At 33.0% G+C, this 14,422-nt stretch carries 15 protein-coding genes and 1 tRNA gene; 14 read left to right on the plus strand and 2 right to left on the minus strand.

Annotated elements, in window-relative coordinates:
• Positions 1–17 precede the first annotated feature (17 nt).
• The 7 genes from EZJ43_RS00175 (at position 18) to EZJ43_RS00205 (ending at position 8,959) form a co-directional block, all read left to right on the plus strand.
• Entirely contained in the window at positions 18–1,754 is a 1,737-nt protein-coding gene (locus EZJ43_RS00175; protein WP_133260638.1) for a hypothetical protein, read from the plus strand.
• Position 1,755: 1 nt separating this feature from the next.
• A complete protein-coding gene (locus EZJ43_RS00180; protein WP_207924538.1) occupies positions 1,756–2,703 on the plus strand; it encodes a coiled-coil domain-containing protein in 948 nt (315 codons plus the stop codon).
• A 23-nt stretch (positions 2,704–2,726) separates the two neighbouring features.
• On the plus strand, positions 2,727–5,288 hold the full coding sequence (locus EZJ43_RS00185) for an Hsp70 family protein (RefSeq protein ID WP_133260640.1): 2,562 nt from the start codon (positions 2,727–2,729) through the stop codon (positions 5,286–5,288).
• A gap of 60 nt (positions 5,289–5,348) precedes the next feature.
• A complete protein-coding gene (locus tag EZJ43_RS00190; RefSeq protein WP_133260641.1) occupies positions 5,349–5,759 on the plus strand; it encodes a hypothetical protein in 411 nt (136 codons plus the stop codon).
• A 47-nt stretch (positions 5,760–5,806) separates the two neighbouring features.
• A complete protein-coding gene (locus EZJ43_RS00195; protein ID WP_243718008.1) occupies positions 5,807–6,556 on the plus strand; it encodes a KilA-N domain-containing protein in 750 nt (249 codons plus the stop codon).
• A gap of 64 nt (positions 6,557–6,620) precedes the next feature.
• A complete protein-coding gene (locus EZJ43_RS00200) occupies positions 6,621–8,432 on the plus strand; it encodes an AAA family ATPase (protein ID WP_133260642.1) in 1,812 nt (603 codons plus the stop codon).
• Between the two features lie 11 nt (positions 8,433–8,443).
• Positions 8,444–8,959, plus strand: a complete 516-nt coding sequence (locus EZJ43_RS00205; RefSeq protein WP_133260643.1) for a tellurite resistance TerB family protein — start codon at positions 8,444–8,446, stop codon at positions 8,957–8,959.
• Here the strand turns inward: EZJ43_RS00205 and EZJ43_RS00210 are convergent.
• Complete coding sequence (locus EZJ43_RS00210) at positions 8,945–9,124, minus strand: hypothetical protein (protein WP_133260644.1); 180 nt, start codon at positions 9,122–9,124, stop codon at positions 8,945–8,947. The genes EZJ43_RS00205 and EZJ43_RS00210 overlap by 15 nt on opposite strands.
• A gap of 632 nt (positions 9,125–9,756) precedes the next feature.
• Between EZJ43_RS00210 and EZJ43_RS17415 the strand changes: the two genes are divergently transcribed.
• The 6 genes from EZJ43_RS17415 to EZJ43_RS00240 all read left to right on the plus strand — a co-directional run bounded on the left by EZJ43_RS17415 (position 9,757) and on the right by EZJ43_RS00240 (position 12,770).
• Positions 9,757–10,137 (plus strand): KilA-N domain-containing protein, encoded by a 381-nt coding sequence (locus EZJ43_RS17415; protein ID WP_243718009.1) that lies wholly within the window; start codon positions 9,757–9,759, stop codon positions 10,135–10,137.
• Between the two features lie 233 nt (positions 10,138–10,370).
• A complete protein-coding gene (locus EZJ43_RS00220) occupies positions 10,371–10,694 on the plus strand; it encodes a DUF6804 family protein (protein ID WP_133260645.1) in 324 nt (107 codons plus the stop codon).
• A gap of 3 nt (positions 10,695–10,697) precedes the next feature.
• A complete protein-coding gene (locus EZJ43_RS00225; protein WP_133260646.1) occupies positions 10,698–11,327 on the plus strand; it encodes a glycoside hydrolase family 25 protein in 630 nt (209 codons plus the stop codon).
• A gap of 55 nt (positions 11,328–11,382) precedes the next feature.
• A complete protein-coding gene (locus tag EZJ43_RS00230; RefSeq protein WP_133260647.1) occupies positions 11,383–11,586 on the plus strand; it encodes a hypothetical protein in 204 nt (67 codons plus the stop codon).
• A complete protein-coding gene (locus EZJ43_RS00235) occupies positions 11,574–12,101 on the plus strand; it encodes a thermonuclease family protein (RefSeq protein WP_243718010.1) in 528 nt (175 codons plus the stop codon). The genes EZJ43_RS00230 and EZJ43_RS00235 overlap by 13 nt, the downstream gene beginning before the upstream one ends.
• A gap of 231 nt (positions 12,102–12,332) precedes the next feature.
• Positions 12,333–12,770, plus strand: coding sequence for a pyridoxamine 5'-phosphate oxidase family protein (locus EZJ43_RS00240; RefSeq protein ID WP_133260649.1), 438 nt, complete (start codon positions 12,333–12,335; stop codon positions 12,768–12,770).
• Positions 12,771–13,166: 396 nt separating this feature from the next.
• On the opposite strand, the gene EZJ43_RS00245 is transcribed toward EZJ43_RS00240, so the two are convergent.
• A tRNA-Arg gene (locus EZJ43_RS00245) sits at positions 13,167–13,238 on the minus strand.
• 542 nt (positions 13,239–13,780) lie between these two features.
• Here EZJ43_RS00245 and EZJ43_RS00250 point away from each other — a divergent pair.
• Positions 13,781–14,392: a type III secretion system chaperone family protein gene (locus tag EZJ43_RS00250; RefSeq protein WP_133260650.1), complete on the plus strand. Its 612-nt coding sequence runs from the start codon at positions 13,781–13,783 to the stop codon at positions 14,390–14,392.
• Positions 14,393–14,422 lie beyond the last annotated feature (30 nt).

A 14,422-nucleotide genomic window follows, 5' to 3' on the forward strand; every position in this document is an offset into this window, starting at 1 on the left:
TATTAAAATGAATAAAAATGCTCACAATTTTAAATAACCCATATCGAACAGTTGGTCTGCTTGTTGGAGCGACAGCAAGAGAACAGGAACGGCAAACGAAGCGACTGAAACAATTTATGGAAGCAGAACAAGAGCCAGAAGATGACTTTAGTTTCCCTGCACTTGGCAAAATAGTTAGAACAGCTGAGAGTGTAACAGATGCAGCGTCTAAACTAAATCTTGATGGCGACAAAATGAACGCAGCACTTTTTTGGTTTTATAATGGTAATTCTATTACAGATGAGCCTGCGTTTGATGCGTTGAAAGATGGGCTGATAAAAGAAGCTGCTCAAATTTGGGGTAAACATGTAGAAAATAAAGAAATAGCTAAAAAAAATGCTTCTGCTTTTTTTAACTGGTCGACTTTGTTTCTAAATTCTGCTTTCTCTAAAAATTTAGTTGTTGATGGTCATTTGGAAAAAGGCATTTCACTAAAACTAAAATTTCTTGAGAGTGATTTTATAAAGGACTTCAAAGAGCTAGCAACTTACGAAACTTATAAAACAACCAAAAAAGAATTACAAGTTATTTTTTTAAATCAAATACTAGTAGAAATTGAAAAAAGCAATAAAATAAACATCGATCAATTTCTAAAAATAATTATTAAGCAAGTATTTTCTGCAAAAGAAGATTTTCTAAAAGATTTTGTTGAAAAACCCATTGCACAAATTGAAAAGCTAATTGAAGAGACAAGGAAAAAACAAAATGCAAACCCAGCAAAAGCAGGAGATTATGGGAATGAATTGTATAACAATATAGAGCCTTTATTAACTTCAATCGTTTCAATTCTTGGCAAAACTAACATTAAGGTAATTTCAGTATCAGACAAAGTTGCAAATGAAGTTTTGCAATGTAGTATTAATCTTTTTAATCATTTTCACGAGACAGGAACAGAGGTTGGAGAAATTGCTTTAGACTTAAATAAAAAAGCAAAAATTATTGTGCTCGGAAGCGTTGTAAAGGAGAGAATTAATGAAAGCACACCGATTGTTGAACGATATATTAGAGAAAGACCGGAAAGAGAAAAGTTAAATAAAATTAAAGAAGAATTTGAATTTATTGGAAATAGACTTGAAAACTTTCAATCCTCGAATGATACAGTAAATAATGCCAATTCATTAATTACAATATGCAAACCCAAGCTTTTAAAAATAAAACAGGCAATTGGAGCAAGTGATGATTTTTACATTAATTTAAGTAGCTCTGTTGTTCAAAATTCACAAAATATGCTTGTAGCTGCTGTAAACAAAAAACTAGAAGAACATTCAGCAAGTGCATCACTTGAAAGTTTAATTACAGAAGCATTAGATGTGTCCTTTAAACTTGGCACTTTCGATATGAATGCTGCCTTAAAAATCCATTATCAAAAAAATTTAGATGGAATTAAATCAATAGCAAATCAAATTGGAATTTCTACGTTATCTCCAAAAGAAAAACTACAAAATGATTTACGAAGAGCAGAAATTAATTTAAAGGACACCCAAAATACAACTTTTTTTAAATCTGAAATATCAAATGCAAAAACTGAAATGGATCGGATAAAAGAATGGCAATTTTTAAGAAGTGATTCTGATAGAGAAAAGCAAATAAATGCCCAGCAACAGAAAATCACTACTATAGAAAGAAGAAGTGGTACAGAGAAGATTTCGCAATTAAATAATAAGCAGAAGATAGTAAATGACATAAAATTGAAAATACAAAATGCAGAATACTAATATGAAAATCAAAATAACACTCACAATACTCTTGTTTTCTTCGATTAGTGCATTTGCACAGATAACGAAAGAAGATTTAGATAAAGAAATTAAGCCTTTAAATGAAAAGCTTAAAATACTTCAATTGGAAAATAATAAACTAAAGATTCAGTTAGAGACAACAAATATTAAACTAAAAACTGTCAATAAAAATATTGATAGTTTGAGAAATGAAACTAAAACCAATGGCGATGCAATAACTCAAACTGCAAATGAATTAGGATTAAAAATAAAAGAAACAGGTGACCAAAATGCTGGAAACATTTCTAAAATTTCTAAATCCTTAAGTAAAAACTCACTCTTTGGAATTATTGGTGTTCTTTTAGCCATTCTTCTTTCATGTGTGTTGTATTGGTTTTTAAGTAAAAAACAAAAAATAGATAAAATTGAAGTTGAAGAAAAATTTGCTGATAATAAAGCCTCATTAAAAATAGATGTTGTTTCTGAAATAGAAAAATCAAAAAAAGAACAGCAAGAAGTGAATGTAAAATTGGAACAGAAACTTATTGAAATTTTAGAAAATCAAATCAAAAGAATAGAAAGTACAGACATCAACATTGGCGAAATTGATGTAAAGCCCATTGATCATACTATGCCACTGAAAGTAGCTGATGAAATCACACGAATTAATGCTTATGCCAATTCGCTCGATCCCAATAGTCAAGATTCAAAAGCACTAAAAAGCTCAGTAAAACGACTTGTAAGTACATTTAGAGCTGAACAGTACGAAATTGTAGACTTACTTGGACAAAAATATGATGATGGGATGAAAGTTACAGTTGTTGGCTATGTCCCTAATGCAAAACTATCCAAAGGTGAAGAGATAATTTCAAGAATTATAAAACCACAAGTTAAGTTCAAAGGCGAGCAAATACAAGCAGCGCAGGTAGATGTTTCAATTGGAGAATAATAAATCATAAAATAGAATTACAAATGAGAAATAAAATAGATTATGGTATTGATTTGGGTACAACCAATTCGGCAATTGCCAGAATGGAAAATGGCAAACCAAAAATTATTCAAACTGATTTACAAAAAGATACAATGCCTTCAAGCGTAGCAGTTAATCCAAGGAAAAATATCATCGTCGGAGACGCGGCCTATGCAGCAAACATTAAAGATAAACTTCGATTATTGAAGACATTTGGTAAGGATGATTCAAGTAGTTATATAGAGTTTAAAAGAACAATGGGTAAAGATGTAAAATACCGTAGTTCTTTACTCGATAAAGATTTTACTTCTGAAGAACTGTCAGCAGAAGTACTTAAAAAACTAAAATCATTTGTAACTGATGAGCAAATTAAATCAATTGTAATTACTGTTCCTGCAATGTTTACAATGGCACAAAACGAAGCTACGATGAATGCTGCTCGTTTAGCTGGTTTTGAAGTTATTGAACTATTGCAAGAACCAATAGCCGCATCTATTGCCTACGGATTAGATTCTAAAGAAAAAAATGGTAAATGGTTGGTTTTTGACTTTGGCGGTGGCACTTTTGATGCTGCACTTGTAACTGTTGATGAAGGTATAATGAAGGTGTTAGACACGGATGGCAACAATGAACTAGGTGGTAAAGACTTAGATTTAGCCATTGTGGACGCAATAATTTTACCATATTTAAAAGAAAATTATTCTATAGAAGGTATACTTGCAGATAAAGACAAAAGAGAAATTTTGAGAAATGCAATGAAATCATTTGCAGAAAAGGCAAAAATTGATTTGTCTTTTAATTCTTCAACAGATATCACTTGTTTTCCGGATGAGATAGGTGCCAATGACGAAGATGGTAATGAATTGGCTTTGAGCATAGATATTAATCAAGAAGATTTAGAACCGGTTTTTCAACCTATTTTTCAAAAAGCAATAGACATAACAAAAGAAGTATTATTAAAGAAAAATCTAAAAGGTAAAGATATTGATTGTATAATATTGGTTGGTGGGCCAACTTATTCGCCAATATTGCAACAAATGTTAAAAGATCAAATTACAGACAAAGTAATTGCTAAAAATCAAATGACTTCAGTGGCTACAGGAGCAGCAATTTATGCTTCTACAAAAGATATTGGTATGGCACAACCGGCACCACCTTCTGGAACCATAGCATTAGATTTAAAATATGAGTCTGCAACTGTAGATGAAGATACCTTAATCAATATTAAAATTAATTCAGCATTAACTACTTTTAATATCCCCGAAAAAGTATTTGCAACCATAGAAAGAGGAGACAAAGCATATTCAAGTAACAAAACACTTATTAGCGATAAAAAAGCAACGTTAATTGAGGTTTTGTTAAATCAAAACGATTCAAATTATTTTTCAATTATTTTAACTGACGAAAAAGGTGATAGAATACCTTGTGAACCAAATAATTTAACTATAACAGATATTCACATTCCTTCTGCACCTCTACCTTACCATATTGGCGTGCAGGTTTGGGATAGTAAAAAGGAAATAACTGTATTTAAAGGCTTGAAAGGTCTTGAAAAAAATCAAATTTTAAAAGGAGCAGTCGGCATTACGCCACAAGGTTTAAAAACACCAAAGCAACTCACAGCAGGTAAAGTTTCCGACGTGTTGAGAATACCAATTTTTCAAGGATCAGACGGTGCAGAAGGTAAAAATTCATTTCAGAGTAACTTTGTTACTGAGGTGGTAATTACAGGCGAATCAATACCGAGAGTTGTTCCTGCAAATTCAGATGTAGAAATTACTTTGACATTTGACTCATCTGGCGCAAAGCCAATTTGTTCAGTATTTTTTCCAGTTATTGATTATACTGAGGAGGTCGATGTAGAATTTACAGTTGAACAAAAAGTGGCCGAGAAATGGCTTCATTCTGAGATTAATTCAGATATTAAAAGAGCGGAAGTACTTCTAGGGGATAATCATATTGCAGAATTAGACAAATGTTTATCAGATTTAGAATTGCTAAAAGCAGATCTAAAAAATGAGAGTGGTAGTGAAGACGGTAAAATGAAGATATTAAATAGTTTAAGGAAAATACGTAATATTTTAGATAATTATGAAGCTGACATTGAATGGCCAAAAGCTGAGTCTGAATTGAAGACAGCCTATTATGATGCTGAAGAATTAATTGAAAAAATTGATGAAGGTAATTTATGGGGAAATATAAACGAAGACAGGGTTAGAAGGCAGTTAAATGAATTTAAAGTTTATATCGAAACGATTCTAAAAGAAAAAGATATTAAATTAGCTAATGAAGTAAAAGAAAATATCAACAATTTAATGATTGTTCTATTTGACCAATTTAGAGATGAGGGTGATAGAGAGAAAGGATATATTGAATATATCGATGAGAATTTTTCGGACCTTCCTTGGAAGGATGCTAATAAAGCGAGGCAATTAACCAATCAAGCATTAACAAATATTAATACTGGTGGCAGTTTATCGCAATTAGAACAATTATGTGTTCAAATCAACAATATACGAGATCGGAACAATCCAAATCAGCCTGACGGGATACCAAAAATTTAAAAAGTCATTGGTGCCGCCGATTGATATCGAATAATTAAAACTAAATAAGACAGTTAGCTAATGAAACTTAAATTAAATATGAAATATATATTGGCAATAGTACTACTACTTTTTCTGTCTGCCGGAGTTAATGCTCAGGCAAGGCTCACAATTGAAAATAACTCAATGCGTTCTATGACTGTAAAAGTGATGAAGTCGTTTGGGACAACAGGAACGTTGCACGAGACTGTCACTATCGGCCCTTATGATACTCAAGTAGTAGGCTTTTCGGAAAGTGGATATTATTTTACAAAAACAAAAGCTGTATTGAATGGAAAAGATCCAGTTTACAGAAAAGGCCAATCCTTTGAGGTTACAAATAACGCAAGATCCTATTCGGTATTGAAATTGACTTTCTCTATTAAAGAATCTAGAATTCCGCAAGCTACCGGCGGGAAACAGATTTCCAAGACAGAGTTTGATCAAAATTAAATCGAGGCTATCATCTCAGACATTATTACATCGTTTATTTATACTAAATGAGTAAGGCAAAGAAAATGCAAGTAGAGGGGAAAGAAATAACAATTCTTGTTCAAAATGAACAAGAATATATTTCTATTACTGACATGCTGAAAGCTAAAGATGGCGATTTTTTTGTTTCGGACTGGCTTCGTAATAGGAATACAGTTGAATATTTAGGAATTTGGGAATCAATTTATAATCCTGATTTTAATTATGGCGAATTCGCCACAATTAAAAGTCAAGTGGGTTTAAATAGTTATAAATTAAGCATTAAAGATTGGGTTGAAAATACAAATGCCATTGGCTTAAAAGCCACAGCTGGCCGTTACGGTGGCACTTATGCTCATCCCGATATTGCTTTTGAATTTGGCATGTGGATAAGCCCGAAATTTAAGATTTATTTGGTTAAAGAATTCCAACGCTTAAAAGCCGATGAGAACAGCCGTTTACAATTAGAATGGAATTTACAACGCACCATTTCTAAAATAAACTATCGAATTCATACCGATGCTATCAAAGAAAATTTGATACCCAAAGAAATTACAAACCAACAATCGAGTTTGGTTTACGCCAATGAAGCCGACTTATTAAATGTAGCATTTTTTGGAATAACTGCAAAAGAATGGAGATATACCAACCGTGCCAAAGCGGGTAACATAAGAGATGATGCGAGTTTGGAACAATTGGTAGTATTGAGTAATATGGAAAGTATAAACGCCTTACTAATTCAACAAGGTTTATCACAAGTGAAGGCTTTTTTCAGCTAAACAAAGTTGCAATTACTCTAATGAGATCGTTGGTTGAAAGTAGCGCAATAAAAAAAATGAAGTAATGGACGTAAATTACAAAGGCATATTACCAAAGAACTTTTTAGTAAATGAAAGGTATTCTGTTATGTTCTTTATAAAGCAAGGTAGTAATGCTGAAACCTATCGGGTGAAAGGGAAAGATGGAAAATTGTATTTTCTAAAATTGTTTAATTATGCGAAATTGCATCGCTCTGCATTTGATAGCGAACAAAATTTATTAGAAATCGAGTTTTTAAAATCTATCGATAATCAGAACATTGTCAACTACGAGGATAATGGAGAACTGATATATGAAGGGAAAAAATCTGGTTACTTAGTGCTTAATTTTATTACTGGAGAAACTTTAGCAGAAAGAATTATAAGAGAACCAATTTCATCATTATATGATTTAAGGCAAATTGTTTTAGGGATATTGAACGGATTAAATTATTTACATAGTTTACCCGATCCAATAATTCATAATGAGATTACGCCTCAAAATATTATGCTTGATTTATCAGAAGATATTGTACAAGCAAAAATCATAGACTTTGGCTATGCTCGTTCATTTCATCAATCTTCTAAATCGTTTTCAAAAGAAGGTTTAAATTTGAACTATGTGGCTTCAGAATGTTTCAATAATTTTTATTCACCACAGTCTGATTTATTTTCTTTAGGTGCAGTAATTTATCATTTGCTTTTTGGAACACCACCTTGGTTTAAGGATATATCGAGGTTTAAAGCTGATAGAACAAAAGCTGAAGATGTAATTTTAGAAGAACGTCAAAAAAAGCTTCCGTTTCCTAACGTCTCAAAAAATATTGTTGATTTTGAAGAATCGTTTTTGAATATCATAAAAAAGGCTTTGCAAGATGACCCTGAAGATCGGTTTCAATCTGCCAAAGAATTCATTCGAGCTTTAAATGGAGAGATAGAAGTTGAAGATGTAGACACCGTTCAAAAAGTAAAATCAGACGATAAACCACTAAATAAAATACAAAACCAAAAAGCCAAAGGAAAAGGGTTTGACGCTATCGCTGGTTTGGACGATTTGAAGAGCGAGATGAGGAGGTCTGTAATTGATATTCTTCAGAATCCTGAAAAAGCAGAGAGATACGGCGCCAAGTTGCCAAATGGAATGGTTTTATATGGTCCCCCTGGTTGTGGTAAAACTTATTTTGCAAAATGTTTTGCGGAAGAAGTAGGGTTCAATTTTATCATGGCAACCCCATCAACTCTGAAAAGCCGGTATGTAAATGCTACTCAAGAAAACATTGCAACGATGTTTGAAGATGCAGAGAAAAATGCACCTACCATCATATTTATAGATGAAATTAACGAACTACTTCCAAATCGCGATAGTGATTCTCATGAAATGGCTAAAAGTGCAGTAAATGAGATGCTAGCTCAAATGGATCGAACTGGTGAAAAAGGAATTTTTATCATCGGCGCAACAAATTATCCCAATATGATAGACCCAGCCATGCTTAGGTCAGGACGATTAGAAAAAAAGTTTTATTTGCCTCCGCCTGATTCTAAGCTTAGAAAATCTCTTTTTGAAATGAGCTTAAGTGCTAGAAAAAAGGTTTTAGATTTTGGAATTGATTATGGCATTTTATCTAAACTAACAGAAAATTATGTTAGCTCCGACATTGAATCCATAGTTAACGAAACTACTTCAATAGCTATGGCAGAGAACACTAGGATAACGATGGCTTTGCTAGAAAAAGTAATTAAATCATTCCAACCATTTCCAAAAAGCGAATTAGAGAAATATGAAGTTATAAAGGCTAAAATGGACGGAGAAAATACTGTACGAAAGAATAGCCGAAATAGCATCGGTTTCAAAATTTAAAAGAAAAAAAAATGGAAACAATTACATTCGACAAACTTTTACTTAACACAGCTTTTTGCTGTATGGCTTCTGATGGGAATATTGATAAAAAAGAAATTGCTTTGATAAAGTCAATGTGTGAAAATTCACCATTGTTTAAAGAGTTTAACTTCCAAGAAGAAATCAATTTACTTGTAAATGAAATAAACTTAAGAGGAAAGGAATTTATTTCGAGCTATTTTAACTTATTAGACAAAACCTCACTAACCGAAGAAGAAGAACTAATTTTAATCGCCTTTGCAATTCAGACTATCAAAGCTGATGATCACATTGAGTATTCTGAAATAAAGTTTTTCAAAAATATTAGGCATAGATTACAAATAAACGATGAAAATATTTTGACAGTTTATCCAGACATTGAACAGTTTCTAGAAAAAGATATTATTACAGAATCATTCCTTGATAAAATCACTAATCAATACCTCGAAACTGCCGATTTGCCACAATTTGAGTTAATTAACGTTGATAAAAATTCATTGCTCGATTGAAAAAAGATGAATAACCTCATTTAAATTTTCATTAAAATTCTTGAATTTTAAAAATGCTTTATGATGACTATAAATTGCTGTAGTTGCCAAAAAGCAAAAGCCTTCGCCATCAATGCAAACAACTTTCAGAAACATTCTAATCATAATCGCTCCTTTTCTGATCATGATTTTGGTTAACGAAATATCTAGAAAGTATATTAGCGCTAAAGGAGATACAAAAAACGGTATTACAGCAATCAACTCCTCAACTACATTTGCAAACAAGTGTTCTTGGCAATGCCATAACAATACTGCTTATTGTATGCAGCATCATGTAAAATCACCAAAATACTTGGTCAACATAATTAAGCCGTTTTATTTTGGAATGATATCGGCATTAGGCGCAACAGGGGGATATGCTTTGGCTAATATTGTATTTTTAGTTCTACTTTGGCCTATTTTTATGTTTGTATTGTTTATAAAAGTTTTGGATAATCGTAAAAAATTAAGTCGGTTACGATGAGGTATATATTGGAAATAGTCAATTGGATGTACGTCTATTGTACAGATTTTGTTATTAACGTGGCGAACCTTACAAAACTCTCGTATTTCGAAATCAATGCATTTTTATTTTGTGTGCTGTGGCCAGCAACTACTGTTATTTTAATCCTTATTTACATCAAGCAGAATATAAAATTAAAAAAGAAACTGTAATTTAAAATGATGATTAGCATTATTATTTCAGCCATTTTTTAAAATTAATTATGAAAAGCATCTCTTATTATGCTAATTAGTGTGTTTCTCAATTATGTAAAACTATGGCAAAAATCAACGTAAACGACAAAGAAATTACGATTATAACAATTGAGGAGCGAGATTACATATCGCTTACCGACATGGCAAACGCAAAAGAAAACGAAAGCCGTGCGGCAGACATTATTAAAAATTGGATAAGAACCCGTTATACGCTTGAATTTTTGGGGACTTGGGAGCAAATTAATAATCCTAATTTTAAAGTGGTCGAATTTGACCACTTTAAAATGCAGGACGGTTTACCAAGCTTCGTGCTAAGTATTTCAGAATGGATTGAGAAAACCGAAGCCATTGGAATAATTGTTAAGAAAGGTAAATACGGTGGAACTTATGCTCACAAAGACATTGCTTTTGAGTTTGGTTCGGCTATTCGGAATTACAGCTAAACAATGGCGAGAAGGCAATCCAGATCTAAAAGGAAATGTTCGAGATTATGCAAATATGAACGAACTGATTTGTCTTTCAAATATGGAAAGTCTAAACTCAGTTTTCATTAACGAAACGATGTCACAATCAGAGCAACTCATTAAGTTGAATAAAATAGCCATTCACCAAATGAGTATATTACAGGAAATTGAAAAACGTAAATTATTGAAATAGTAATTATTCTTAACGCTACATGCCCAAGCTCGTCAAAACCATTCTTGCAATCCTCCTATTCCTTTGCCTATTAAACATGCCTTACGGTTATTATGAATTAGTAAGGTTTGTGGCGATGATTGCCTTCGCCTATTTGGCTTATGAAGCGAATAGAGGAAAGAAGCAAACAGAAGTAATCGTATATATTGGTTTAGCCTTATTGTTCCAGCCGTTTTTTAAAATTGCTTTGGGCCGAGGTTTGTGGAATGTTTTAGATGTAATTGTAGGGGTGGGATTAGTCACTTCACTTTTTATAAAGCCAAAGCAACAGGATGACCTTAAAAATAATTCAGACCATTTATAAGATATGACAACCAAAATAATCGACGTATCATCGCATAATGGCATCATTGATTGGAAAAAAGTTGCCAATTACGGCGTTTCTGACGTGATTATTCGATTATCGTTAGGTTATGGAGATAAAGATGTGATGGCTCGTAGATATGCTATAGAAGCAAGCGAAGCTGGACTAAATGTAAGTTATTATCATTTAGCATTTCCCGATACTAGAGAAGGAACTATTTCTGTTGATGCAACTCAAGAAGCCAATTATTTCACGAGTCTATTTCAGGAAGGGAAAATGCCAACTCCTAAATGGCTTGCTGTAGATTTAGAACAAATGAATAATGGCTGGGATACGCCATTGAATAAAACTGAGTATTTGAGCTGGGTTAAGATTTTTATTCGTCAGGTTTATTCAAATACAGGATTAATTTGTTTCATATATTCAAACCAACCATATTTGGATGCCCATCTACCCGCAGACCATGGGCTTGGATCTATCCCGTTATGGATAGCGAACTACAATAATGTATCTTCGCCACGTTTACCCAAAGGGTGGTCTCAATATTTTTTATGGCAATATGCTGAAACAGGCGCTGTTAAAGGTATAAAAGGTCATGTCGATTTGAATATTGTTAGGCGGAAGGATAATTAAAACCTCTATTACTAATCCTTAAATAAATCAATACTCAAATAACTTAATCCAAAAAATGAAATCCCTCACCACACTTTTCTTCTTTTTGATAACCTCTACTGCAACTACTAAAGTTTATATTTGCAAAAGTAATGGTGCAACGAAATACCACCTCAAAACTAATTGTAGGGGTTTGAGCAGTTGCAATTATAAAACGATGGAAATCACTTTAGAAAAAGCAAAAAAGGAGGGCAAGAAATTATGCGCATGGGAAGATTAACAATACTTTTTTTATATTTTTTCTTCAATTTAAGCGAAGCTAAAACCGCAGTTTTCGATTTTCAAGTGCAAGTAAATTTGAAAAATCAAACGTTTACGGCAAAGGTAATTCGAATTTTAGACGGCGATACAATGGAAGTACTTTACCAAAATACACCTATTAAAATTCGTTTGGCACATATCGATTGTCCGGAGAAACGCGGTTCGCAACCTTTTGGTAACAATGCAAAAATTGCCTTATCAGATTTATGTTTCGGACAAATCGTAACCGTGCAGGGCGAAAAGTACGACCGTTATAAACGATTAATTGCGGTAATCATAAACGTTAAAAAGCAGGTGGTGAATCAAGAAATGATTAAGCAAGGCATGGCTTGGCATTTTAAAAAATATTCTACCAACCAAGTTTATGCCAATTTAGAAATAGAAGCGAGGCGTAAGAAGATCGGTCTTTGGCAAGATTCAAATGCGGTAGCACCTTGGGCGTGGCGCAAAGTGAAGCATAAAAAGAAATTTTAATTTGGTTATCCGAAGCTCTAAAGAGTTGGTAGTGTTCACTACATTTCTCGGTTGATCGACTAGAAAAATAAAATATTCAAATCAGCATAATCAAAAACATCAAAAACCTTTCTTTATTTTAGTGATAACCGTCACTAATTACTTTCTGGCATTTCGCTATATTTATGCTTTAGATAGCCTATTTACAAACCATAAATAGTATTTAAAGTTGAACCCATAATTAATATTGAAATGCTTGGAGATTTAAGTAAAAGAGAAATAATCGATTTATTAACCAAACAAGTTATTGGTAGAATAGGATGCAGTGCTGACGGAGAAACCTATATTGTGCCAATAAATTATGTGTATAAAGACAACGCCATTTATGGTCATTCTGCTTTAGGTAAAAAGATAGAAATGATGCGTGCCAATCCTACTGTTTGCTTTCAGGTTGATGAAATTACAGACACATTTAGGTGGAAAAGTGTGATCATATCTGGTAAATATTCTGAACTGAGCGAGGAAGTTAGGCAACAGGCCATGCAAGGAATTATCCACAGAATTATGCCTTTAACAGATAAACCAACAGAGGATCCATCGCACGGAATAAAGCCAGAAGAGCGTGATCATATTATCGTGTTTAAGATTGAACTTACCGATGTTTCGGGGAAGTTTGAGGATCACGATTAATGGTTTCTATTTTTGAACAATAAGGATAGATATAAAAAACGTAATTTATTTAGCTAAAATATAGGCTGTTTTAGCCACCTACGAAATAGAAAACCCCAACAAACAAATTGTTTGCTGGGGTTTTTGTATTTAAGCCGTGGTCCCGGTGAGAATCCCTGTCCGCCGTTAGGCAGAGAACTCGTATCTAAAAATTAAAAAGGCCAACATATTGCTGGCCTTTCTGTGGTCCCGGTGAGAATCCCTGTCCGCCGTTAGGCAGAGAACTCGTATCTAAAAATTAAAAAGGCCAACATATTGCTGGCCTTTCTGTGGTCCCGGTGAGAATCCCTGTCCGCCGTTAGGCAGAGAACTCGTATCTAAAAATTAAAAAAGGCCAACATATTGCTGGCCTTTCTGTGGTCCCGGTGAGAATCGAACTCGCATCTAAAGTTTAGGAAACTTCTATTCTATCCGTTGAACTACGGGACCAATGTGCGCTTTAACTAAATAAAATCGTTTGTTAAAGACTTATTATCAATTAATTATAGGCTCAGTAAAAATATTTTTTAAAAAAAGACAAATAATTATTTGTGCAAATATAATAAAAGTTTCCACCTCGAAAGGGTTAATTAAAGCAAGTAGATGCACATTTTTTATTATTCAGCGCTAAAGTAAGCACCTAGAAACTCCTCGCTAACTGATTAAAAATCCCCTCACTACGGTTACCCGTAATGCAAAGTGCCAACAAACTCATAAATTTGTACTATTGAATTATTTCTTTATGCTGATTGGAGCATAAGGAATTTATTTACTGTGGTTTTACTATTTATAAAAAAGAATAATAATGGATGATCGTTTAAAAGTTTTGCTTCTTTCTTTCATCATATCTTTATTATTTGCCGTAGTAAACCTGCTCGACAAAAAAAGTAGGCAAAAATATAATGAGGATTAAACCGTGTTTTTAAAGATTTGATTGCTACTTTTATTTTATACTTAAAACAAGTAAATTACGTCTTTACAATTACGCAAACATGACTTTTTCAGATTATCCCATATTAATTGCACTCTTATTATTGTTGTTTTATCTTTTTGGGAGGAAGAAAAAGGAAACAAAGGAAGTTGCATCGCCAGAAATACCGTTTAGTAATACCGGAATTAATTATGCTGTTGAAACAGATTTAGAATTTACAGATCGATGCTATAATTTTTTAACGGAATGGTTTGCGCAAAATAACATCGTTGTTTATATTTCACCAAATAGAAAGGTATTTCGAATAACTTTTCAGTATGAAGATGGTTTTAACACAGATTATTTTGTTGAATCGTGTTATGCGCCGAACAAAAAGGTGCTCATTTTCTGCACCAACCTAAGCGGGCAAATACCCGACCATAAACTCAGTGAAATTTCTGAACTTATTAATCGGATGAACGAGTTTTTACTAGTCGGTTGTTTATATCTCAATTACGAAAAAAGAAGAGTGGAAAGCCAGCTTTTGTATTACGTTGGTACTGCTGACCTAAATGCCGAGTACCTTGCTTTTAATTACGGGATGATGGTTGGTTTAGAAATTAGAAATGCCGTTCATAAAATAGTCGAATACAATGAGCTTCCTGCAATTGTTGCTATGGATTGGCCCAATTAACGTTAAATTATTTCAGCAAACTGCCGATTA

Source organism: Pedobacter changchengzhani (genome assembly GCF_004354365.1).
Lineage (GTDB): Bacteria > Bacteroidota > Bacteroidia > Sphingobacteriales > Sphingobacteriaceae > Pedobacter > Pedobacter changchengzhani.

Bases quoted from the DNA above. Each gene is read 5' to 3' on its own strand.
- EZJ43_RS00175 (WP_133260638.1), top strand. From the start codon at position 18: ATGCTCACAATTTTAAATAACCCATATCGAACAGTTGGTCTGCTTGTT.
- EZJ43_RS00180 (WP_207924538.1), top strand. From the start codon at position 1,756: ATGAAAATCAAAATAACACTCACAATACTCTTGTTTTCTTCGATTAGT.
- EZJ43_RS00185 (WP_133260640.1), top strand. From the start codon at position 2,727: ATGAGAAATAAAATAGATTATGGTATTGATTTGGGTACAACCAATTCG.
- EZJ43_RS00190 (WP_133260641.1), top strand. From the start codon at position 5,349: ATGAAACTTAAATTAAATATGAAATATATATTGGCAATAGTACTACTA.
- EZJ43_RS00195 (WP_243718008.1), top strand. From the start codon at position 5,807: ATGAGTAAGGCAAAGAAAATGCAAGTAGAGGGGAAAGAAATAACAATT.
- EZJ43_RS00200 (WP_133260642.1), top strand. From the start codon at position 6,621: ATGGACGTAAATTACAAAGGCATATTACCAAAGAACTTTTTAGTAAAT.
- EZJ43_RS00205 (WP_133260643.1), top strand. From the start codon at position 8,444: ATGGAAACAATTACATTCGACAAACTTTTACTTAACACAGCTTTTTGC.
- EZJ43_RS00210 (WP_133260644.1), bottom strand. From the start codon at position 9,124: ATGATCAGAAAAGGAGCGATTATGATTAGAATGTTTCTGAAAGTTGTT.
- EZJ43_RS17415 (WP_243718009.1), top strand. From the start codon at position 9,757: ATGGCAAAAATCAACGTAAACGACAAAGAAATTACGATTATAACAATT.
- EZJ43_RS00220 (WP_133260645.1), top strand. From the start codon at position 10,371: ATGCCCAAGCTCGTCAAAACCATTCTTGCAATCCTCCTATTCCTTTGC.
- EZJ43_RS00225 (WP_133260646.1), top strand. From the start codon at position 10,698: ATGACAACCAAAATAATCGACGTATCATCGCATAATGGCATCATTGAT.
- EZJ43_RS00230 (WP_133260647.1), top strand. From the start codon at position 11,383: ATGAAATCCCTCACCACACTTTTCTTCTTTTTGATAACCTCTACTGCA.
- EZJ43_RS00235 (WP_243718010.1), top strand. From the start codon at position 11,574: ATGGGAAGATTAACAATACTTTTTTTATATTTTTTCTTCAATTTAAGC.
- EZJ43_RS00240 (WP_133260649.1), top strand. From the start codon at position 12,333: ATGCTTGGAGATTTAAGTAAAAGAGAAATAATCGATTTATTAACCAAA.
- EZJ43_RS00250 (WP_133260650.1), top strand. From the start codon at position 13,781: ATGACTTTTTCAGATTATCCCATATTAATTGCACTCTTATTATTGTTG.